General features: G+C 62.2%; 20 protein-coding genes. 10 read left to right on the forward strand and 10 right to left on the reverse strand.

From position 1 onward, the window contains the following. Positions 1–21: 21 nt before the first annotated feature. Positions 22–1,374: an ATP-binding protein gene (locus PQQ51_RS24625; RefSeq protein ID WP_408499475.1), complete on the reverse strand. Its 1,353-nt coding sequence runs from the start codon at positions 1,372–1,374 to the stop codon at positions 22–24. Then, positions 1,371–2,033 (reverse strand): response regulator, encoded by a 663-nt coding sequence (locus tag PQQ51_RS24630; RefSeq protein WP_408499476.1) that lies wholly within the window; start codon positions 2,031–2,033, stop codon positions 1,371–1,373. The genes PQQ51_RS24625 and PQQ51_RS24630 overlap by 4 nt, the downstream gene beginning before the upstream one ends. A 195-nt stretch (positions 2,034–2,228) precedes the next feature. On the opposite strand from PQQ51_RS24630, the gene PQQ51_RS24635 reads away from it, so the two are divergent. From PQQ51_RS24635 to PQQ51_RS24645, 3 genes are read left to right on the forward strand one after another with little or no spacing between them, the layout of a single operon-like run. Next, on the forward strand, positions 2,229–3,659 hold the full coding sequence (locus PQQ51_RS24635) for a TolC family protein (RefSeq protein ID WP_408499477.1): 1,431 nt from the start codon (positions 2,229–2,231) through the stop codon (positions 3,657–3,659). Beyond that, positions 3,649–4,761 carry an efflux RND transporter periplasmic adaptor subunit gene (locus PQQ51_RS24640; RefSeq protein ID WP_408499478.1) on the forward strand — a complete coding sequence of 371 codons (1,113 nt, stop codon included), beginning with the start codon at positions 3,649–3,651 and terminating at the stop codon, positions 4,759–4,761. Before PQQ51_RS24635 ends, PQQ51_RS24640 begins: the two co-directional genes overlap by 11 nt. Then, positions 4,758–7,805 carry an efflux RND transporter permease subunit gene (locus tag PQQ51_RS24645; RefSeq protein WP_408499479.1) on the forward strand — a complete coding sequence of 1,016 codons (3,048 nt, stop codon included), beginning with the start codon at positions 4,758–4,760 and terminating at the stop codon, positions 7,803–7,805. Before PQQ51_RS24640 ends, PQQ51_RS24645 begins: the two co-directional genes overlap by 4 nt. Positions 7,806–7,858: 53 nt before the next feature. On the opposite strand, the gene PQQ51_RS24650 is transcribed toward PQQ51_RS24645, so the two are convergent. After that, a complete protein-coding gene (locus PQQ51_RS24650) occupies positions 7,859–8,758 on the reverse strand; it encodes a LysR substrate-binding domain-containing protein (protein WP_408499480.1) in 900 nt (299 codons plus the stop codon). 138 nt (positions 8,759–8,896) lie between these two features. Here PQQ51_RS24650 and PQQ51_RS24655 point away from each other — a divergent pair, with 138 nt between their 5' ends. The 6 genes from PQQ51_RS24655 (at position 8,897) to PQQ51_RS24680 (ending at position 14,779) form a co-directional block, all read left to right on the forward strand. Next, positions 8,897–10,219, forward strand: a complete 1,323-nt coding sequence (locus PQQ51_RS24655) for an NAD(P)/FAD-dependent oxidoreductase (RefSeq protein WP_408499481.1) — start codon at positions 8,897–8,899, stop codon at positions 10,217–10,219. 29 nt (positions 10,220–10,248) lie between these two features. Beyond that, the gene (locus PQQ51_RS24660; RefSeq protein ID WP_408499541.1) at positions 10,249–10,989 is read left to right on the forward strand and encodes an amino acid ABC transporter ATP-binding protein; all 741 of its coding nucleotides are present in this window, start codon (positions 10,249–10,251) and stop codon (positions 10,987–10,989) included. A 50-nt stretch (positions 10,990–11,039) separates the two neighbouring features. Next, on the forward strand, positions 11,040–11,858 hold the full coding sequence (locus PQQ51_RS24665; protein ID WP_408499482.1) for a substrate-binding periplasmic protein: 819 nt from the start codon (positions 11,040–11,042) through the stop codon (positions 11,856–11,858). Positions 11,859–11,933: 75 nt separating this feature from the next. Then, entirely contained in the window at positions 11,934–12,722 is a 789-nt protein-coding gene (locus PQQ51_RS24670) for an amino acid ABC transporter permease (RefSeq protein WP_408499483.1), read from the forward strand. A 26-nt stretch (positions 12,723–12,748) separates the two neighbouring features. After that, positions 12,749–14,086 (forward strand): NAD(P)/FAD-dependent oxidoreductase, encoded by a 1,338-nt coding sequence (locus PQQ51_RS24675; RefSeq protein ID WP_408499484.1) that lies wholly within the window; start codon positions 12,749–12,751, stop codon positions 14,084–14,086. Between the two features lie 9 nt (positions 14,087–14,095). Beyond that, positions 14,096–14,779, forward strand: a complete 684-nt coding sequence (locus PQQ51_RS24680) for an SDR family NAD(P)-dependent oxidoreductase (RefSeq protein WP_408499485.1) — start codon at positions 14,096–14,098, stop codon at positions 14,777–14,779. Positions 14,780–14,857: 78 nt separating this feature from the next. Here PQQ51_RS24680 and PQQ51_RS24685 read toward each other — a convergent pair whose 3' ends face one another. Beyond that, complete coding sequence (locus PQQ51_RS24685) at positions 14,858–15,073, reverse strand: hypothetical protein (protein ID WP_408499486.1); 216 nt, start codon at positions 15,071–15,073, stop codon at positions 14,858–14,860. Between the two features lie 282 nt (positions 15,074–15,355). On the opposite strand from PQQ51_RS24685, the gene PQQ51_RS24690 reads away from it, so the two are divergent. Further along, the gene (locus tag PQQ51_RS24690) at positions 15,356–16,300 is read left to right on the forward strand and encodes a LysR family transcriptional regulator (protein WP_408499487.1); all 945 of its coding nucleotides are present in this window, start codon (positions 15,356–15,358) and stop codon (positions 16,298–16,300) included. Between the two features lie 23 nt (positions 16,301–16,323). Here the strand turns inward: PQQ51_RS24690 and PQQ51_RS24695 are convergent, their stop codons facing one another. The 6 genes from PQQ51_RS24695 to PQQ51_RS24720 form a co-directional block, all read right to left on the reverse strand. Continuing rightward, positions 16,324–16,833 carry a DUF1697 domain-containing protein gene (locus PQQ51_RS24695; RefSeq protein ID WP_408499488.1) on the reverse strand — a complete coding sequence of 170 codons (510 nt, stop codon included), beginning with the start codon at positions 16,831–16,833 and terminating at the stop codon, positions 16,324–16,326. Further along, positions 16,830–17,168, reverse strand: a complete 339-nt coding sequence (locus PQQ51_RS24700) for a YbjQ family protein (RefSeq protein WP_408499489.1) — start codon at positions 17,166–17,168, stop codon at positions 16,830–16,832. The genes PQQ51_RS24695 and PQQ51_RS24700 overlap by 4 nt, the downstream gene beginning before the upstream one ends. A gap of 95 nt (positions 17,169–17,263) precedes the next feature. Beyond that, entirely contained in the window at positions 17,264–18,412 is a 1,149-nt protein-coding gene (locus tag PQQ51_RS24705) for a porin (RefSeq protein WP_408499490.1), read from the reverse strand. A 317-nt stretch (positions 18,413–18,729) separates the two neighbouring features. After that, on the reverse strand, positions 18,730–19,587 hold the full coding sequence (locus PQQ51_RS24710; protein ID WP_408499491.1) for a glycine betaine ABC transporter substrate-binding protein: 858 nt from the start codon (positions 19,585–19,587) through the stop codon (positions 18,730–18,732). A gap of 130 nt (positions 19,588–19,717) precedes the next feature. Continuing rightward, entirely contained in the window at positions 19,718–20,971 is a 1,254-nt protein-coding gene (locus PQQ51_RS24715; protein ID WP_408499492.1) for an FAD-binding oxidoreductase, read from the reverse strand. A gap of 32 nt (positions 20,972–21,003) precedes the next feature. Beyond that, positions 21,004–22,314 (reverse strand): aromatic ring-hydroxylating oxygenase subunit alpha, encoded by a 1,311-nt coding sequence (locus PQQ51_RS24720; protein ID WP_408499493.1) that lies wholly within the window; start codon positions 22,312–22,314, stop codon positions 21,004–21,006. Between the last annotated feature and the right edge of the window lie 29 nt (positions 22,315–22,343).

Raw genomic sequence — 22,343 nt, forward strand, 5'->3', positions numbered from 1 at the left:
CGTGATTACGATCCGGTAATGTCACACGTGAACGGCGCTCTCGCAGGCGGAGAGCCCGAACACCGAAGCCCTCAAGCCCGGACGGCCTTCGTTATTGCACAGCGACAGTTCGAGCTGATGCCGCTCGGCAATGCGCGCGACGATTGCGAGCCCCAGCCCACTGCCCTCACCCTGCGCGTCCTCGCCGCGATAGAAACGGTCGAAAACCCGCGCGATCTCGGCTTCCGGAATGCCCGCGCCGGTGTCCACCACGTCGAAGCCGACATGCTCGCCTGAACGCCGCAGAATAACGTCGACACGCCCGCCGTGCGGTGTATGGCGAATCGCGTTGTCGACCAGATTGCCGAGCAGGACGCTCATCGCATGCGGTTCGGCCAGCACCGTGTAGGCATCCGGGTCGCCGCGCGCGCCTTCGCATTCGAGCCCGAGATCGATCGCCTTCGTTTCCGCGAGCAGCGAAAGGTCTCCCACCACCTGCTCGCCGATCCGCCGCAAGCTCGTCGGCGCCATCGACGTCATCGGATGCGCGTCCTCATGTGCCAGCGTCAACAATTGCTGTACGAGGTGGATGATACGGTTCACGCGCCCCTCGACCCGCTCCAGCGTTTGCCCTTCCCCCTTCAGCGAGCCGTCGCGGGAGGCCGCCTGCAACTGCAATTTCAGCGCCGCGAGCGGCGAGCGCAGTTCATGCGCGGCGTCGGCGATAAAGACGCGCTGCGTCTGCGAGGCTTCGCCGAGACGATGCAGCAGATCGTTGAGTGCTTCGACGAGCGGCTTGAGTTCGACCGGTACGTCGCCGTCCAGCCGCAAGGGTTCGAGCGAGTGGATCGAGCGCGTGGACAGCGCCCGCGAAATGCCGCCGATCGGCGCGAGCCCGCGCGCGACCACCAGCAGCACGAGGATGATCGTCACTGGCACCAGTACGGCGAGCGGCCATAGCGTATGCACGGCCAGGTGCAGCGCAAGGTCTTCTCTGACGGAAACAGGCTGCGCGACCTGGATATAGCGTTCGGGCTTCTGCAGCCCGAACGCGCGCCAATGCAGTTCGCCGCGTTCCACCGTACTGAAGCCCGGCGACTGGCGCGACAACAGCGGTGCCTGCATCGAGTGATAGATCAGCTTGCCGGCATGGTCCCAGATTTCGATGACGATGCGGTCGTCGGCCAGATCGCCGAGATCGGGACTCCGATGTTCACCCTCGCCGGCGCCCGCGAGATTCGACGGCAACGAGAGCGCGACAGTGCGCAATTCATAGTCGAACAGTTCGCTCGCTTCGAGGCGAGCCGTGTGAAAAATGCCGTACGCGGCGACGATCGAGGCGGCCGCCAGGCCGAAAATCAGCCAGCCGAGCAGCCAGCGGCGAATCGACGTCATCCACACCTCTTCAACCGGTACCCCACGCCACGAACGGTCACCACCTGCTCCGCGCCGATCTTGCGGCGCAGGCTGTGAACGTGCACTTCGATCGTGTTGCTGCCGACTTCCTCGCCCCAACCGTACAGCTTCTCTTCGAGTTCGGCCTTGGTGAACACACGCGTGGGCTCTTCGATCAGCGCCTGTAGCAACGCGAATTCGCGCGGCACCAGCGGCAGCGGCACGCCGTCTTTGGTGACTTCGTGCGCCGCCGGGTCGAGCGTGAGTTCGCCGTGCGCGTACACCGGCTGCTTCTGGCCGGTGCGCCGCCGCAACAATGCGCGCACGCGCGCGGCCAGTTCGTCGAGGTCGAAGGGTTTGATCAGATAATCGTCAGCGCCCGTGTCGAGGCCGCGAATGCGCTCGTCAATGGCGTCGCGCGCGGTCAGGATGATGACGGGCGCCGCGCCGCCGTTCTTGCGGTACGCGTTGAGCACGGCGATGCCGTCTTTCTTCGGCAAGCCCAGATCGAGCAGCACGAGATCATAGACGCCGTTATCGAGCGACAACTCCGCGGCACGGCCGTCCTCGGCCCAGTCGACAGCATAGCCGGCGCGACGCATCGCGCCGAGCACGGTCTCCGCGATCATGTCGTCGTCTTCGACCAGCAACAACCGCATGGCGCCTCCTCTGTTCAGTTTGCCGGCATTGTCCGCCGGGCAAGCTTAACGTTTCCTTAGGCAAAGCTGAAGCGACGCCGAGGGAATGCTTAATTGGAAGTTAAGCATTCCCTAAGCATCCGCTTAGCAGAATCGGCACCTGATTCGCGTCCGCCCTTCGCGGCTCGCGCACCCTCTTCGCTCAGGAGCCGGATTTTGCCCGCTTTTCACGCCGCTGTTGCGGCCCCTATCGCGCTGCGCCAGCGCCTGCTCGTACCGGTCTGCGCGGTGCTGCTCGCCGGCTGCACGTGGTATCACCGCGAGCCGCTCGCGCCGCAGGATACCTCGACCTCGGCGCGCTCGCTCGAACGCATCCGTATCGATACGGCGAGCATGCCGCTGCCCGAACTGGCCGCACACCGCTTCGACCCCGCCGACGGCCTCGACATCGACGAGGTCGCGATGCTCGCGGTGGCGAACAATCCCGAGCTCAAGCTGACGCGCGACGACCTCGGTATCGCGCGCGCCCAGGCATACTCCGCGGGCTTGCTGCCCGACCCGCAACTCAGCGTATCGAGCGATTATCCAGGCCAATCGGGCACCACGCGCGCATTTAATTATGGTTTGAGTATCGACGTGATGGCGATCGTGCTGCGCAGCGCCAACCAGCAGTCCGCCGACGCCACCGTCGCGAAGACCGATCTCGGCTTGCTCTGGCAGGAATGGCAGACCGTCGCGCAGGCGCGCCAACTGTTCATCAAGACGCGTTTCCAGCAGGACACGCTGCCGCTGCTGCAAGATCAACTCGAACTTTCGCGCACGCGTTACGAGCGGATGGCCGAAGCGCGCCGCGACGGCAATCTGACCGACGATACGCTGAGCGCCGCGCTCACCGCATATAGCGACGCGCGCAAGCAGTACACCGACGCTCAACGCGCCGCCGAACAGACCCATCATGATCTGAATGCGCTACTGGGTTTGTCTCCGGACGTGCAATTGCCACTGCAAGCGCCTGCCGCCGACGAAGCCGATTCGCCCGAACCCAGCGACGCCATCCTCGACTCGGCACTGGCAAAGCTCGCCCAACGCCGCCCCGATCTGATCGCGTTGCAAGCCGGCTACGAAGCGCAGGAGCAGAAGTACCGTGCCGCGATTCTCAGTCAGTTTCCGAGTCTTTCCGTCGGCTTCGTACGCGCGCGAGACACGTCGAATATCTACACCAGCGGCTTCCAGGTCAATCTCAGCCTGCCGATTTTCAACCGCAACCAGGGCAACGTCGCGATCGAAAAAGCGACCCGTCAACGGCTGCGCGACGAATACCAGTCGCGCGTCAATCAGGCTTATGCGGACGTCGCGCATTTGCGCGCGGACAATGCGATCCTCGCGCGGCAATTGCAGCAGGCCGAGGCTGCGCTGCCCGATGTCGACGTCGCCGCGCAACATGCGGCCTCGGCTTACGCTGAACATAACCTCGCACTCGGCGCGTATACCGACGCGCAAAGCGCATCGCTCGTCAAACGCATCGACGTCGCCACACTGCGCGAGTCGCTTGCCGAACAACGCGTCGGTTTGCAGGCGCTGCTCGGCAGTGCGATTCCCGACGCCTTCTCTCCCGCTCAGAACTTCATCGACACTCATGCGAAATGATCACATTGCGGCGCGGCAACCCCGCGTCACGGCCCTTGTTGTTGCGTTTTCGCTGGCGGCGATGTGCGCCGCGCCGATACACGCCGCACCGGCGGCCACCGATACCGCCGACAAAACCGTCGTCGCCGTGCAAACCGTGCGCGTGCAGCGCGGCTCGATCGCGCAGCCGGTGCGGACGTACGGTATCGTCGCGGCGTCCGCGTCGAATCTCACTACCGTGAATCTGCGGTACGTCGCGCGAATCGTGCAGATGCGTGTGCAGGCCGGCCAAAGCGTGACGCGCGGCACACCGCTCTTCGTCGTGCAGGCCGATCCCGCCGCCGTGCTCGCGGCGACGCAGGCGAAGAGCGCGCTCACGCTCGCGCAAGGCGAACTGGCGCGCACGCAATCGCTATTCGACCAAGGGCTCGCCACACAATCGCAACTCGCCACCGCGAAGAAAGCCGTCGACGACGCCCGGCAGGCGCTGGCCGCGCAAAACGAGGACGGCGTGACGAACGGCAACAAGACCATCGTCGCGCCGCTCGACGGCGTCGTGCTGCAAGTGTCGGCGGCTCAGGGCGATCAGGTGCAGCCGGGCGCCCCGATCCTGCAACTGGCGGGCGGCAATGGGCGTGACGCCCGCGCCAATGTCGTGCTCGGTGTCGAGCCGTCCGAGGCCGTCGCGATTCACGCCGGAGACACCGTCACGCTGCGCGGCCTGTCCACTTCGCTCGCGAAGGCGGCGGTGGAAGGCCGCGTGGTGCTGGTCGGCGCAGCGGTCGATCAGCAGAGCCAGTTGGTGAACGTCGGCGCGAACGTGCCGCTCGGCCAGAGCGCGTTTATTCCCGGCACACGCGTGGCGGCCGACATCGCAACGCGCGACGGCATGCATTGGATCGTGCCGCGCGCCGCTGTTCTGAAAGACGACCAAGGCGCCTATGTATTCCAGATCACGCGGCAGAACAAGGCGCGTCGCATCGCCGTGGTCATGCAGGTCGAAAACGGCGACCGCTATGGCGTAGAAGGCCCGATCGATGCCGCGCAAGGGCTCGTCGTCAGCGGCAACTACGAATTGAAGGACGGCATGGCGGTGCAGGTCAGCGGAGGCGCGCCGCGATGAATTTCGGTCAATGGATGCAGAAGCATCGCCGTTCGCTGCTGTTCGTGATCGCGCTGCTGGCGATCGCGGGCGCGCTGACCGCGTTCCGTCTGCCGATCTCGCTGTTCCCGAACGTCGCGTTTCCGCGCGCGGTGGTCTCGCTCGATGCAGGCGACCGCCCCGCCGAACAGATGGCCACGCTCGTTACGATGCCGGTCGAGGAAGCGTTGCGGCGCGTGCCGAACGTGCGCGACGTCGAATCGAAAACGAGCCGGGGCGCCGCGGAAATCTCGATCAATTTCGACTGGGGCACCGACATGGCGCAAGCCACGTTGCAGGCGCAATCCGCGATCAGCGAGATTCTCGCGACGCTGCCGCAAAGCACGTCGATGCAGGTGCGGCGCATGGACCCCACCGTGTTTCCGGTGCTGGCCTACAGTCTCACGTCGAAGCGGCAATCGCTGTCGGCACTGCGCGATCTCGCGCAATTCCAGATGCGGCCGCTGCTTTCGTCGGTGGAAGGCGTGGCGCGCGTCGACGTGACGGGCGGCGCTCAGGACGAGCTCGAGGTCGCGATCGATCCGCAGCGTCTCGCCGCGTACAAGCTCTCGCTCGCGGACGTGTCGAAGGCGATCGGCGCGAGCAACGTGCTGATGGCTAACGGCCGCATCGAGGACCACGACAAGCTGTATCTCGTGATCGCCAACACCCCCATCACACGGCTCGACGAATTGCGCAACGTCGTGGTGTCGGCGAGCGGCGCGGCGCAAATCCGTCTCGGCGAGATTGCGACAGTGCGCGCGGGCGTCGTGCCGCAATGGATGCGCGTGACCGCCGACGGTCAGGACGCCGTGCTGCTCAACGTCTATCAGCAGCCGGGCGCGAACAGCGTGGCGATGGCCAACGCGATTCGCACGAAGCTCGCCGAATTCCAGCCGCAAATGCCGGCCGGCGTCCAATTGTCGAACTGGTACGACCAGAGCGAACTGGTGATCGCGTCCGCCACCAGCGTGCGTGACGCGATCATGATCGGCATAGTGCTGGCCGCTTTCACGCTGTTCGCTTTTCTGCGCAACTGGAAGATCACTGCCATCGCCGTCGCGCTGGTGCCGGTGGTGATGGCCGCGACCATCCTGCTGCTCGACGTGTTCGGCATGGGCTTCAACATCATGACGCTCGGCGGCATGGCGGCTGCTGTCGGCCTCGTGATCGACGACGCCATCGTGATGATCGAGCACATCGTGCGGCGCATGCGCGAAGGCGGCGCACGCGCGTTTCATGGCCGCGTGATGGCCGCAGCGCTCGAATTCACACGGCCGCTCGCGGGTTCGTCGGCGGCGACGCTGATCATTTTCGTGCCGCTCGCGTTTCTGTCCGGCGTCACCGGCGCGTTCTTCAAGGCGCTGTCGGTCACGATGGCTAGCGCGTTGTTCATTTCGTTTCTCGTGACGTGGCTCGCGGTGCCGATTCTGTGCGACCGCTGGCTGAAGCCGGCAGATGCCGAGGAACACAAGGAAACCCGTTTCGCCGCGTGGATGAACCGGCGCTACCGCGTGCTGGTGGAGCGCGTTGCGGCGCGCCCCGTGCTCGTATTGCTGGGCATCGTGCCGCTGATCCTGGTTGCCGCATTTGCCTTCACGCGGGTGGGCAGCGGCTTCATGCCGGGGATGGACGAAGGCGGCTTCGTACTCGACTATCACACCGAACCGGGTACCTCGGTGACGGAAACCAACCGGCTGATGAAACAGATCGAGGCGATCGTACGCGCGAATCCGAACGTCGCGACCTACTCGCGCCGCACCGGCGCCGGCCTTGGCGGCGACCTGAACGAACCCAACAAAGGCGACTTCTTCGTGCGCCTGAAATGGGGTAAGCGCGAACCGATCGACACCGTGATGGAGGAAATCCGCTCGAAGGTCGAAACGCAGGTACCGGGCGTGAGCATCGAACTCGCGCAATTGATGGAGGACCTGATCGGCGACCTGACCGCCGTGCCGCAGCCCGTGCAGATCAAGATCTATTCCGACGACCAGAACACGCTCGACACCACCGCCCGCAAGGTCGCCGCGCGAATCGGCAAGATTCAGGGCGTAGTGGACGTCAACGACGGCATCAATCCGGCCGGCGACGCGCTCGAATTGCCTATCCGCCCCGAGGCTGCAGCGGCCGAAGGCATGGACCCTCAATCGATCGCGCAGGCCGTGACCGACATGGTGGAAGGCAGCGTCGCCACGCAATTCCAGAGCGGGCCGAAAACGGTCGGCGTGCGTGTGCGGGTGGCGGGCGCGGCGCAACTGACCGATACGCAACTGGGGCAATTGCAGATTCGCGCGCCGGACGGGCATCTGTTCGCATTGAACCGCGTCGCCGATCGGGTGGCGGTGACCGGCCAGCCCGAAATCAGCCGCGACAATCTCAAGCGCATGGTGGCCGTGACCGCACGCATCGACGGCCGCGATCTAGGCTCGACGATCGCCGACGTGCAGAAGGCCATGAGCGACAGGAGCCTGTTGCCTACCGGCGTGTACTACGAACTGGGCGGCTTGTATCAACAGCAGCAGATCGCCTTCAAGGGATTGCTGACGGTGTTCGGTGCGGCGATTGCGTTGGTGTTCGGCTTGCTGCTGTTTCTCTACGAGCGCTTTCGCGTCGCATTGGCGGTGATGGCGATGCCTTTGCTCGCTGCCGGCGCAGTATTCATCGGCTTGTGGATCACCGGGATCGAACTGAACATCTCCGCGATGATGGGGATGACGATGATTATCGGCATCGTGACCGAGGTGGCGATTTTCTACGTGTCGGAGCTACAGGGGCTCGTGCGGGATGACGGGATGGCGTTCGAAGAAGCGCTGCTTGCCGCCGGACGTAACCGGTTGAGGCCCATCGCGATGACTACGATTGCAGCGATCCTAGCGTTGTTGCCGTTGGCTTTTGCGCTTGGACAAGGGTCTGCGATGCAGCAGCCGCTTGCGGTGGCCATCATTTCCGGTCTGGTCGTGCAGTTGCCGTTGGTGCTCGTTCTGCTGCCGGTTCTGCTTAAACTGTTGATGAAGCGGGCTATTTAACCCGAACAATCCGCAGCGGACTTTCATGTCTGCCGAAAGTCCGCCTCACCCGGCTAGCGACATCGTTCGATTACCTCTCGCATCGTTTCGGTCGCCAATGCCAGAAAAGCCTCGATAATCGGATTGGTGTGCTGCAATTGCGGGCAAACGGTAAACCCGCGAAACATCACATCGGGTGAAAACGGCCGGAACACGATTCGCTCCGGGTTCGCGTCCAGCGTGGCAAGCGGGTTGACAATGCCGATCCCCAAGCCGCGCGACACCATCGCGCAAATCGTCGCACCATAGGGCGTTTCGATCGTCGGCACCTGATTCGCTTCTGCCTGGCGCAGTACACGGTCGAGCGACGAACGCGTGTCGTCGGCATAGGACGGCAGGATCAAACTCTGATCGCGCAAATCGCGCGCGCGGATCTGCTTGCGCGCGGCAAGCGGATGCGCGGCGGGCAGCGCGCAGACGCCCGGTAGCCGATAGAGCTCGGCGCTGGTGACGCCGAACGCATCCGGCGTGGTGGTGGCGAAACCGATATCGCAGGAGGCCGCCGACGCCCAGCGCTGGATCGTCCCTTCACTGCGCATTTCCAGCGACACCGCAGTGCGCGGATACGCCGCGAGAAAGCGCTCGAGCACCGTCGGCACGAACGACAACGCGAGCACCGGCGCAGCCACGAGCCGCAAACGTCCGGTGCCGAGCTGGCGAATCTCGCGGGCCGAGTGCACGAGTTTCTCCAGCCCGACGAAGCTCCGATCCACCTCGCGATAGAACGCGCTGCCCGAATCCGTGGCCTGTATCCGGCCGCCGTTACGGGTGAACAACGCGAGGCCGGTCGACTCCTCCAGCTCGGCAATCAGACGGCTAATGCTGGGCTGCGACGTGCCGAGTTCCTCGGCCGCAGCCGTCATCGATCCGCGCAACATCACCAGCCTGAATGCCTCGATTTGCCGCTGATTCACCTTGTCCACCCTGCCGGTTACGACAACATGCCGTTCAGCATGCCATATCAAAAATGAATGGCAGGCGTTTTTGTCCGTATTTGACCGGATAAACGACGCAAATCTACACTGGGTCGCAACAGTCACCCGCGAGATTCCATGCGACCCGACGCACTCCTTTTTCACGACGATTTCAAGCTCGCCCCCTACTGGTGGGACGCGGCGCCGCCCGAAACGGCGCGCGAGCCGTTGCCCGAGCGGGTCGATCTGGCGATCGTCGGCAGCGGTTACTGCGGTCTGTCGGCGGCCGCGGAAGCTGCCCGCCAAGGCGCGAGCGCCGCCGTGCTCGATGCCGCGGAAATCGGCGCGGGCGGCAGCACGCGTAGCGGCGGGATGGTGTCGAGCGGGCAAAAGCTCGCGCTGACCAACGCGATTCGCGGCGTCTCCCCTGACCGGCTGAGCCGCCTGATGCGCGAATCGATGGCGAGTTTCGAGTACCTGCAACAGATCATCGCCGACGAAGCGCTCGACGCCGATCTGCAGATCACCGGCCGCTTCTTCGGCGCCTTCACGCAAGGGCATTTCGAGCATCTGCGCAAACAGGGCGATCTGCTGCACGAAAAAACCGGCGTCACGGTGCACGTGATTCCTCGTGCAGACCAGCGTGCGCTGATCGGCTCGGATTATTACTACGGCGGCATTCTTGTCGACGAATACGGCGGCCTGCATACGGCCAAATATCATCGCGCGCTGCGACAGCTTGCACGGCGACGCGGCGCGAGTCTGCATTCGCACGCCGCAGTGGAGCGAATCGAGCGGCACGCTGCGGGCTTTCATGTGCACACTGCTCGCGGCCGCATCGACGCGAAACAGGTGCTGATCGCCACCAACGGTTACACCGGTCCGCTGCTGCCGTTCCTCGCGCGCCGCGTGCTGCCGGTGGCGAGTTACCAGATCGCGACCGAGCCGCTACCCGCCGGACTGATGGCCGCGCTCAACCCTGGCCGCAGAATGATCAGCGACTCGAAACGCAATCTGTTTTACACGCGGCCCTCGCCGGACGGCACGCGCATGATCTTCGGCTCGCGGCCGGCCATTCGCGAAGTGAGCGAACGCGAAGCCGCGCGCATTCTGTACGCGAAGATGATCGAGCTTTGGCCTGCCCTGCGCGACGTGCGCATCACGCACGCATGGAAGGGCTACGTGGCGATGACCGGCGACCGGCTTGCGCATATCGGCGTGCACGACGGCATTTACCACGCGCTGGGTTGCAATGGCAATGGCGTCGCGCTGATGAGCTATCTCGGGCAGCGCGTCGCGCGGCATCTGCTCGGCGTCGACGCCGCGCCGGGCGCATTCGGCGAAGGCGCATTCCCAGTCAGCGCGGCGGGCATCGCGAGCCGCTGGGCCGTGCCGGTCGGCACCGCACTTTATCAACTCGACGATCTGTGGGACGGCCGCGCACGTGCCGCGCTGTCATGAAGCACGTCACTGTCAACCCGGAGCCGCTGATGATTTCGCTGCAGAACGTGTCGAAATGGTATGGCAACCATCAGGTGCTGAGCGATTGCTCGGCACGCATCGAGGCGGGGGAAGTCGTGGTGATCTGCGGACCGTCCGGCTCCGGCAAATCGACGCTGATCAAGACCGTCAATGGACTCGAACCCGTTCAGCAAGGCGCGATCGTGGCGGCGGGCATCGCCGTGGCCGGTCAATCGTCCACGCTGAAAAAGACCGCGCTCGCCGAGCTGAGAACGCGCGTCGGCATGGTGTTCCAGCAGTTCGAACTGTTTCCACATCTCACCGTCCGCCAGAACCTGATGCTCGCGCAAACCCGCGTGTTGAGGAGAAGCCGTGATGAAGCCGCCGACAAGGCACGCATGCTTTTACAACGCGTGGGCATGCGCGCTCACGAGGACAAGTTTCCGTCGCAACTTTCGGGCGGCCAGCAACAACGCGTCGCCATTGCGCGAGCGCTTTCGATGGACCCGGTCGCGATGCTGTTCGACGAGCCCACTTCCGCGCTCGATCCGGAAATGGTGAACGAAGTGCTCGACGTGATGACCGAACTCGCGCAGGAAGGCATGACGATGCTTTGCGTCACCCACGAAATGGGTTTCGCGAGGCGCGTGGCCGATCGCGTGGTGTTCATGGATCAAGGCGTCATCGTCGAGGACGGCACGAAGGACGCATTCTTCGACCGTCCGCGCTCGGCGCGTGCACGCGATTTTCTCTCCAGGATCTTGCACTGATTTCCCCGCCCTCCTCTTTCACCCGTGGTCTCTTCGTCGGAGCAAACATCATGCGCTTTCGCCAATTCCTGAGTCTCGTTGCGATAGTCGTTCCGCTATCGCTCGCAGCCGCCGCCCCCGCGTTTGCCGAAGACGTGGGCACCTTGACTCCCGGCAAACTGGTTGCCGGCGTGGATGCGAACAACAAGCCGTATTCGTACATCGACAACGGCACGATGACCGGCTTCGACGTCGAACTGCTGCGCGCGATTGCCGGCAAACTCGGCCTGAGCACCGATTTCCGCGCGCAAGACTTTAGCGGCCTGCTGCCGAGCGTGGCGAATCAGCAGATCGATCTGGCCGCCGGATCGATCTCGATCACCAAGGACCGCCTGAAGATGGTCGACTTCTCCGAGGGCTACCTGACCGGCCTGCTCAGCGTCGCGACCTTGCCCGACAGCCCGATCTCGAGCGATCTGGCGTCGGTGAAGGGCAAACGGATCGGCGTGATACAGGGCACCATCGAAGACACGTACTCGGACAGCTATCTGCCCGGCGCGCAGATCGTGCGCTTTCCGAATCTGAACGCGGGCTTCCTGTCGCTACGCTCGAAGTACATCGACGGCTATTTCGTCGACAAAACCCTCGTGGCGGGTCTGCAGAGCAAATACCCACAAATGAACATTGCCGACAAGCTGGATATTTCCGCGGTGAATCTGCCGGCCGGCTTTCCGGTCCGCAAAGGCAACACGAAGCTCGAAGCCGCGTTGAACAGGACGCTCAACGAACTGGTCGCCGACGGTACGTGGCTCAAGCTCTACCAGAAATTCCATCCGGGCTATCCGACGCCGACCAGCCTGCCGCCGTACACCATGAAGAGCGGCAGTTGAGCGTACGATTCAACCGGACGTTGAGTGGACGAGGCGGCAACGCGTTTGCCGCCGACGCATAGACTGGAGCGCGTCATGAATGCATTCCTGCAGAACTTTCTCGACTGGCCCTTGCTGATCGGCTCGCTGCCGTCGTTGCTGTGTACCGGCCTCGTCAATACGCTGGTGCTGTCGGTGTTCTCGACGCTGTTCGGAATTGTCGCGGGCATGGTGCTCGCGTTGATGGCGGTGTCGCATACGCGTTGGCTGATGCTGCCCGCGCAGGTGTTCATCGACGTGTTTCGCGGGCTGCCCGCCGCGCTGGTCATTCTGCTGGTGGGCCAGGGTCTGGCGCCGGTGGGTCTGGCGATCTTCGGGCCCAATCCCTACCCGCTCGCCATCGTCGCGCTGGGCCTGATTTCGTCGGCCTATATCGCGGAGATTTTCCGCTCGGGGATTCAAAGCGTCGGGCGCGGCCAACTCTCCGCGTGTCAGGCCTTAGGGATGACGTATTGGAGCAGCATGCGTCACGTCATCGTGCCGCAGGGCATCCGGCGCATTCTGCCGGCGCTCGCCAATCAGTTCATTTCGATCGTGAAGGATTCGAGCCTCGTCTACTTTCTCGGGCTGCTCACGTCGCAGCGCGATCTGTTCACGATCGGGCAGAACACCTCGGTGAACGTCGCCAATCTGTCGCCGCTGGTGGCTGCCGGCGCAGTCTATCTGCTGATTACCGTGCCGTTGACGCACACGATCAATCACATCGACCGCTGGACCAATCGCTTCGCGAATCCCCGTCAAGGCGGCACGGGCCGCAAACAGCGAAAGGCGCAGGCAGCCGATGCCGAAACAGCTAACGCAAGCATTGCCAAACAACCTCAATAACCGCTATCCGCAGAGCACCAGACAATATGGGACCACTAGTCGACACCGTCGCCGACGACACGAGCGTACCCGCAGAAGTGGATGTCGTCGTGATCGGCGGCGGGATTATCGGCGTAAGCACGGCGCTGTCTCTCAGCAATAAGGGCTTGCGCGTGGCGCTCTGCGAGAAAGGCCATATCGCGGGCGAGCAGTCCAGCCGCAACTGGGGATGGGTTCGCGTCACGCACCGCGACATGCGCGAGTTCGAACTGAGCATCGAAAGCCTGAAGCTGTGGCGCAAGATCGATGCAACGCTCGGCATCGAAACCGGCTTCAACCAGTGCGGCATCCTGTACATGACCGAAGACGACAAGGTCATGGAAGATCATCGCACCTGGCTGGAAAACGCTCGGGGCGTGGCGGGCCATGCGTTCGATACGCGTCTGGTGGATTCGAAAGAGGTCGCCGCGTTGCTGCCCGGCGCGACCCGAGCATTCAAGGGCGGTTTATATACGCCCGGCGACGGCCGCGCCGAGCCGCAAAAGGCTGCGCCTGCCATCGCCAATGCGTTGCGCAAACGCGGCGTCAAGATTCTCACGCCCTGTGCCGCGCGCGGCATCGAAACCAGCGGCGGACGGGTCAGCGCGGTCGTCACCGAGCATGGCACGATTCGTTGTCAGAGCGTGGTGGTGGCGGGCGGCGCGTGGTCGCGGCTGTTCTGCGGCAATCTCGATGTCGATCTGCCGCAACTGCTTGTGCGTGCATCGGTCCTGCGTACGGAACCGATCGCGGGCGGTCCCACATGCAGCGCCAGCAATAAGCGTTTCGCGTTTCGTAAGCGCGCGGACGGTGGTTATACCGTGGCATACGGTTTTCGCACCTACAGCGATCTGACGCCCGACAGTTTCCGCCTGTTCTTCAAATACATCGAGGCGTTGAAGAGCCAGTTGGGTTCGCTGCGGATCGGCATCGGCGCGCGCTTTTTCGATGAATTGCGTCGTCCGCGTCATTGGGCACTCGATCGGCCCACCGTTTTCGAACAGGCCCGCACGCTCGATCCCGAGCCGATCGCCGCCTATGTAGACGGCGGCCTGCACGAGTTCATCAAGGTGTTTCCGCACCTGGCCGGCGCGCGTATCGCGCAGCGTTGGGCAGGCTATATGGATGTCACGCCGGACGCCATTCCCGTGATCTCCGGCGTGGACACCGTGCCGGGACTCTTTATCGGCACGGGTTTTTCGGGCCACGGTTTCGGCATCGGCCCGGCGGCCGGCCAACTGATGGCGGACCTCGTCACCAACGACACGCCGCTCGTGAATCCGCACGCATTTCGTCTGAACCGCTTCAGCGACGGCACGAAAATCGTGATCGACGCGGGCTTCTAGGGAGCAGCCATGCAAAAGGTGGCGATGATTTCCGGCGCGAGTCGCGGCATCGGCCTTGCGATCGCGAGAGAACTGGCGCGGCGCGGCTATCGTTTGTCGTTGGGGGTACGCGATCCGGCATTGCTCGCGAACCCGTTCGACGCGTTCGTCTGCGCTTACGAAGCGCGTGATCCGCAGGCGGGACGCCGCTGGGTGGCGGCGACTGTCGAGGCGTTCGGCCGCATCGATGTGTTGATCAGCAATGCGGGCATCTGCAAATTCATCGGTCTCGAAGACGGCACCGACGAGATGCTCGAAGAAACGCTCGACATCAACGTGAAGGCGCCGTTCCGGCTGATTCAAGCGGCGTTGCCTCATTTGCGCCGCGCCGGCGACGCGCGCGTGGTGCAGATCGCGTCGTTGTCGGGCAAGCGCGTGAAGAATCTCAACGCCGGCTATCAGATGTCGAAGCATGCGGTGATCGCGCTCAATCACGCGGTCAGGCGCGCGGGCTGGGACGACGGCATTCGTGCAACCGCGATCTGCCCTGGGTTCGTGAACACGGACATGGCCGTGGGAATCGCCGACCTGGCGCCCGACGACATGACCCAACCGGAAGACCTCGCACGCATTGTCGCGAACACGATCGAACTGCCGAACTCGGCGAGCGTCGCGGAAATCCTCGTCAATTGCCGGCACGAGGATCTCTTCTAGCAACCCAAACAGAGGTGCTACTACCGATGCGCGACTACGCCTGAGCGGATATCGGATGCAGGAAGGCGTCCTGACAGATCAGACGCCAAGCACGCGGCGAGCTTCGATTTCGGCCAGCTCCAGCGCTTGCGCGGAAATCGACATCGGCCGGCCGCAGCCACGTCCGGTGACTTGCTGAATCTCCTTGCCGCGACGTGTCGTCGTCACGCGTAGCGCGCCTTTGAACATGCCGCCCGGCGCGGGAAACACACAAGCCTCGACAGTCACGCTTCCCTTCGTTTGTTTGAATGCCATACATCCTCCAGCCATTCCGATGATTTTTGTGGCTAATGCCAGCCACAAACTATACGGAGGACAGCATTACGACCGCGAAACGATTGCCCGTGATGATATAAAAAACGTAATAAATTTCACGGCACGCGGGCCGGCCGCCCCCTCCCCTTGACGGGCTGACTGCCACGAGGAAATTCGGAATTCATATGTCCAACGCATTGTTTTTTTGATCAGCATTACATTTGCTGATATAACAATTGCGGCAATACTGCGCGGAATTCACTCCCGGGACAGGAATTCACGATGAACCTGCATCACCTCGAACATTTTCTCGCCCTGGTCGAAACGGGCTCTTTCAGCCGGGCGTCGGAAGCGCTTCATCTCACGCAGCCGGCGTTGAGCCGTAGCATTCAGATGCTCGAACAGGAACTCGGCACGCGCTTGATCGATCGCATCGGCAAGCGCAATGAGCTCACGCCATTCGGCGTGGTGGTGGCGGAGCGTGCGCGCAGGATCGTGTCGGAGGCGGCGGATCTGAAACACACCGCGCAGTTGCTCATGCAGGGCGACGGCGGCACGATCCGCCTCGGCCTGGGATCAGCGCCCAACGCGATGTTCGCAGGACCGTTGCTGTCGTACATGCTGCGTCAGTATCCAGGCGTCGGCGTTCATCTGTCGACAGGCAGCCCCGACGCACAACTGGCGGCTTTACGGGAACGCACGTTCGACGCGCTGCTCGTGCATTCACGCGCCATTCATCCGCAGGAGGATCTGCACATCCAGTTGCTCGGCGGCGTACAGTCCGGTTTCATGTGCCGGCGCGGTCACCCGTTGTCGAAACGCCGTCGCGTGGAATTCGCCGAAATCGCGCGGTATCCGGTTCTTTCAACCATGTTGAGCGACGAAGTCTCGCGCGCGCTGATCGAACGCTTCGGGCCGGTCGCCTATCCGGCGCGCTTCCTGCGCGCATCGTCGGACTCCGTGGCGGCCTTGATCGAGGCCGTGCTGACAACCGATGCAGTCTTCCTCGGTGTGCTTGCAACGGCGCGCGCATGGTTGGACAGCGGCGATATCTCGATCGTGCGGCTCGATCTGCCGCTCGAAGCCGACGCGCAGTATGCATTCATCACGCTGGAAGGACGCACGGAGTCTCCGATGCTGGAAACGGTTCGGCAGTTCTGTGTCGATCTCGCACTCGACGAAGCGAAACAGACACATGCCGCGCGAAATACGCATGGTGGTCATTAATTTTTTGGTGTCGAGCCGCACAACTACCCTTTCGTCCACTCCACCAGTTTCGCGATGGTATTCATATTGCGTGCCGTTCCCTCAGTCGCGCCGGGAATCTTGAGCTTCGAGTGCGCGATCCCTTGCCTGTAGTGCACATAAATCTCGCGTTTACCTACAGCAAGTTCCTCCGCCTGCTGACCGCTCACGTCCGACAGGACATCAGCCGCCGGCGGCGCATCGAGAAAAATCGCCACCGTTCGATTCGGCGCAGCGTCCTTGAAGGGATTTGCGCTCAGTACCGCAGCCAATTCGGCACCGGTACGGACAAGAACGCCGACGCGCTTGCCGGCATACGCTTCGAGACTGCGCTCGAGTTTTGCCTTGACCTTCGCTTCAGCCAGTTTGCTGTCGAACACGACATTGCCGCTCGCGATATAGGTGCGCACATTGGAAAAGCCAATCGATTCGCACATGGCGCGAAGTTCGGCCATCGGCAGCTTGCCGGTGCCGCCGACGTTGACGGCCCTCAAGAAAGCAGCATAAGCGCTCATACCGCCTCTCTCACTGCACGCACGGCGGTGCCGTAGCACAGTACCTCGGTGATCCCCGCGGCAATTTCAGTCGCGTCGTAACGCATGCCGACAATCGCGTTCGCGCCCAGCGTATCGGCCTCGCGCATCATGCGCTCGAACGCGTCTTCCCGAGCCCTTTCGCAAAGCGACGTATACAGCGTGATATTGCCGCCGAACAAGGTTTGCAAGGACGCACCAATCGATCCCACGACCGATCGGGATCGAACGATAATGCCCCGCGCCACACCCAGCGAACGCTCTGTGCGATAGCCCGGAATGTCGAACGCGGTCGTTACCATGCTGCGATCTATCATCGATACCTCGGCATTGTGTAAGCGCGTCAGGGGCCAAACCGCCCCTGACGCAGACACCGATGATATCGCGAGCGCCGAACCCCCGGCGTCGAACGCTAGAACGCGTGCTTCATCCCAATCCGCACGTCCGTCTGCGTATTCGACGACGAAGGCGTGAAGCTATAGCCAATCACCGCATTCACACCGTCCGAGGCCCGCAGATAGTCGCCGGAAATATAAACATCCGTGCGCTTCGACAAAAGATAATGCAGCCCGAGCGATCCCTGATTCCAGTGATTGCCCTCGAAGCTCGTGTGCTGATAGCCGCCATACAGTGCGAGTGCCGGCGTGAAGTTGTACGACGCTCCGCCTTCATACACCTGCATATGGGAAGTCTGGCCGAAGCCCTTGATCGTCGTATACGTGAAATCGCCGGTCAGCATCAGCTTGCCGATCGTGTACGCGGCGCCGACCGCGAAAGCGCCCTGCTTGTCGACCGGAAACGACGACGAACTGTACAGATCGGTCACCGCGCCGGTGGTCGGATTGACCGAAACCGTCGGCTGACCGAGGAAAGTATGCGTGCCGATCATCGCGTACGGATCGAAAGCATAGATCCCAAACGGGTTGTTCAACTGCGTATACGCCGCGCCCATATTGAACGGACCGTGATCGTAATGCGCGCCCACGCTCCATGCGCTTTTCTGATGGAAGTCGCCGGCCGTATTGCCGAACGAGTACATACCGCCGAACGTGAAGCCGGCAAAATCGCTGGAGAGGAACTTGATCGAGTTCGGCAAACGGTCGCCGTTCATACGGTCGAAGTCGCCCTGGTGAATCGCATAACCGCTCGCCCACGCGGAGATGTTGTACAGAAAGACGAACTCTTCGGTCATGTCGAGCTGGTTGCCGAGCGAGAGCGTCCCCCACGAATTCTTGATACCGACGTAAGCCTGGCGGCCGAACTCGGCGCCACCGAACGCATACTGACCATTACCCAGGTGAAAGCCCGACTCGAGTACGAACACCGTCTGCAAGCCGCCGCCGAGATCCTCGACGCCCTTGAAGCCGATCCGGTTGCCGTATGAAATACCGTCGTCGAACTTGAATTGATGTGCGCCGCCTGCGTTATTCACATAGGTGATGCCGGCGTCGAGTATCCCGTACAGGGTGACACTGCTTTGCGCGTGGACCGCCGCCGGCGCGAATGCTGCGCTTGCCGCGAGGGCGAGTCCCGAAAGGCTGACGGCATTGCTCTTCTTCATCTGCTTTTCCCCTGCTCTTTGCCTGCTTATTTCGTTGGATAAAGCGGTCCCTGCCGTGCTTGTTTTGCAATGCACAGCGCTTCTCGCATGACGGGCAGTTCGAAACCGGTTGGGACTGATTGAAACCGACTGCAACAGACTGACGCTCGCTTCGATGCCGGCAAACCCTTAGGCGTGCCTGCATCGACGGGTCAAGAATAAGGGTCCAGATTTACGGGGATTCGACCGGAAGCGACATGAATCTGTCGCGGTGCGACCTCATAGTTAGGATTGCCGGTTTTATTCATTTTCGCAACCCGATCAACCACAAAGGCACATTACTTCACCCAGCTATCCACCCGGTCGCCATGCGCACTGATCCACGCGTCGGCTGCGGCTGTCGGCTTTTCGCCGTTTTGCGTCGCCAGCATCACGCTGTCGATCTCGCCTGGCTTCCACTGAAACCTCTTCAGGAACGCAACGACCGGCGGCGCCTTCTTCGCCAGATCCGGATTCACGACGCTATCCACGTGCTCCGATTCGCCGAACACTTTCTTCGGATCGTCGAGAAATTTGAGTTTGTACTTTGCAAACATCCAGTGCGGTTTCCAGCCCGTCACGATGATCGGCTTGCTCGCCGCTTCCGAACGCGCCAGCTCCGCTGTCATCGCGCTACCTGAACTCGGCATCAGTTGATAGTCGAGACCGTAGGCTTTGATCGCCTCGCCGGTCTTCTGCATCACGCCCGCGCCGGCATCGATCCCGACGATGCGCGAACCGAATTCCGCTTTCTTCGCTTCGAGATCGCCGACGGTGGTGACATCCGAGTTTTCCGGCACGATCAGGCCGATCTTGGCGTCATTGAAGTTCGGGCCGAGGTCGACCACCTTCTCCTTGAAGTTGTTCCAGTACGCGCCGTGCGTAACCGGCAGCCACGCGGACAGCGTCGCGTCGAGATCGCCGCGCGCCACGCCCTGCCACATCACGCCCGCCGCCACCGGCACGAGCTGGACCTGATACCCAAGGCGCTTTTCGATCACGCGCGCGGCCACATTCGAAGTCGCGACGCTATCGTCCCAGCCTTCCACGTAGCCGATCTTGATGGTCGGTTTCGTATCGGCCGATACTCCCACGCTGCCTGCCGTGAGCGCTGCGCTCATCGCGCTCAATACCAGTATCTTTTTGATCAGTCTCATCGCCAGTTCTCCCGTTCGCCGTCAAGAAACAACCCATTGAGCATTTAGAATCGCCAGCCAGAAATGCCGGGTAGCGTTGTTTTACGACATGCAATTGTCCGAGCGCGACCTCGCGCGCGTGGCTCTCGTCTTACTTATCGACGACAAGATCCGAGAGCGGCTTGCTGCAACACAACAAGACCATCCCCTGATCGATTTCGCGTTGACGAATCCCGCCCGCGTGTTTCATCGCGACCTCGCCGGACACGAGCTTGACCTTGCAGGTACCGCACATGCCCTGCGTGCAGGAAGCCGGCAGACGTACCCCGGCTTTCTTCGCCGCGTCGAGTACATGCTGGCCGCCGCCGCATTCGATCTCGCGATTGCTGCGCGCGAAACTGACTTTGAACTTCGTTTCCGTATCGACAGGAAGCGGAACTGGAATCTTATCCGCTACAGGTTCAGGTGCGAATCCGATTGCCTGCTCGCGCGCTTCGACAAAGCTCTCCGAGCGCTGCAACGCCTGCGCCACATGCGCAGTAGTCAATTGCGCATGCACTTCGCTGACCGTTTCGAACGAGAAGCTTTCCTCGTGATAATGGCTGCGGTCGAAGCCGCCTTCCTCCAGCAGATTGCGTACGGCCTGCATATAAGGCCCCGGCCCGCACGTGAAAATTTCCCGGTCGAGAAAATCCGGTGCAATCAGCTTCAGCAAAGGCAGCGTCAGAAAACCCGTGACGCCCGGCCAATTGGTGCGCGCGCCGACCCGTTCGCACACAAACGCGGTGCGGAAATGGGACTGGTTCGAAGCGATCAGATCGAGTTCACGCGCAAAGATAATGTCGTCAGGCGTTCGCGCGCTATGCACGAATACGATGTCGCTATCTTCGCCGAGTTCATGATGCGCGCGGCTCATCGACATCAGCGGCGTAATACCCGACCCTGCCGACAGAAACAGAAACTTGCGCGCCGGATGCCGCGCGCACGTGAACTCGCCGGACGGTCCAAGCACGCGCACCTGCATGCCCGCGTGCAGATTGTCGTGCAGCCAGTTCGACACCTTGCCGCCCGGCACGCGCTTCACCGTAATGGCAATCGTATGCGGACGCGTCGGCGGCGACGAGATCGTATAGCAGCGATTCACCGATTCGCCGTCGATCTCGAGTTCGAGCGTAATGAACTGCCCCGGCTCGAACACGAAAGCCCGCTCGGACGGCGCACGAAAGAAAAAGCTCTTCACATCGTGCGTTTCCTGACGAACCTGGCAGCACACCAGCGTTTCGTCGGCGTCGCTGTCCCAGCGTGCCGGCAACGCTTCCCAGAATCGCGGCCGCGTCACGCGGCTTGAAGCGCGATGTGAATCCGACTCGGGGCTGACTTCAAACGTCGCCTGATCGCGCATCATTGTTTTCTCCGCTCCTGGTTGCGGTATCGCGCTCAGCGCTTGAATGACACGACTTTCTCGCCGTGCGAAACCGGCGTGTCATCGGCATCGTTGATTTGAGGCGCATTGCCATAGTCGGCAATACGGCCGATGTACCATTCGCAGAACTTCTCGACGAGCCCTTCGGTGAACGGCGAATACGGGCCCGGCTCATAAGCGCTGCTGTTCGCGCCGCGTTGCGAGTATTCGACGAGCGCGCGGTCCTGATCATTCGTTGCGCGCCAGACGGCCGTCAGATTATTGACGTCGTAATCGATCCCTTCGCGAGCGTCTTGATGTACCAGCCATTTCGTGCGGACCAGCGTTTTACCGGCCGACAGCGGAATCACCGAGAAACTGACGATATGGTCGCTCATGAAGTGATGCCACGAATTCGGCTGCGTCCAGAACGACAAACCGCCGAGATCGGCCTGCTCGAAGCCGCCGAGCAATTTTTTCGACGCCACCTTCGCATCGAGCGTTTGCGATTCGCCGTCGCGATCGAGCGGTAAGCGCTGCGTGCGAAAACCCGTCACCAGATCGGCCAGACGCTCGATCTCCGCGGACGGCAACTTCATCGCTTCCCACTGCGCGGTACGGCGTGCAACGGTCGATTCGAACGCAGCCATCCCTTCTTCGTTGGCCGGCGTGCGTTGATAGCCGAAGCCGTATTCATACAGCGAAATCGTCAGCTCGGGATGGTTCGCGACGCAGTGATAGCACTCGCGATTGTTCTCCATCGTCAGCTTCCAGTTGCCTTCCTCGATGATGTCGATCGAGGCCGCGATCTTGCAGTTGGTCAGAGCATGCGGCAGCAGATACGGCTCCATCGCTTCTCGCACCACCGCGAAATCGGCAGGCGGCGTTTCAGCCAGACAGATGAAAATGAGGCCCGCCAGATTCTCCACATGCACGGATTTCAGACTGTGTTTGCAGCGGTCGAACTGATCGCCCATATGTTCGGCGAACATCAGATCGCCGTTCAGGTTGTACGTCCAGCTGTGATACGGGCAGACGATATTGCCGAGCGAGCCTTTGTCCGTATTGCACAGACGCGCGCCGCGATGGCGGCAGACGTTATGAAACGCCCGTACCTGCATGTCGTCGTCGCGCACGATCAGGATCGAATCGTGGCCGAGTTCGACGGTGATGTAATCGCCCGGTTCGGGCACGTCCGGCTCGACGGCGACCTGAATCCAGTGCTTGCGGAAAATCGCCTCCATATCGAGCGCGAAAATATCCTCGCTCGTATAGAACGGCGCTTCCAGTGTGTAATTCTTTTTGCGGCGTTCGATCATCGCGCGAACGTCTGCCGAAACTTTCATGGTGTGCTCCGTTGCATGTCACGTCTGGC

Source organism: Paraburkholderia xenovorans (assembly GCF_046030735.1).
GTDB classification, from domain to species: domain Bacteria; phylum Pseudomonadota; class Gammaproteobacteria; order Burkholderiales; family Burkholderiaceae; genus Paraburkholderia; species Paraburkholderia xenovorans_A.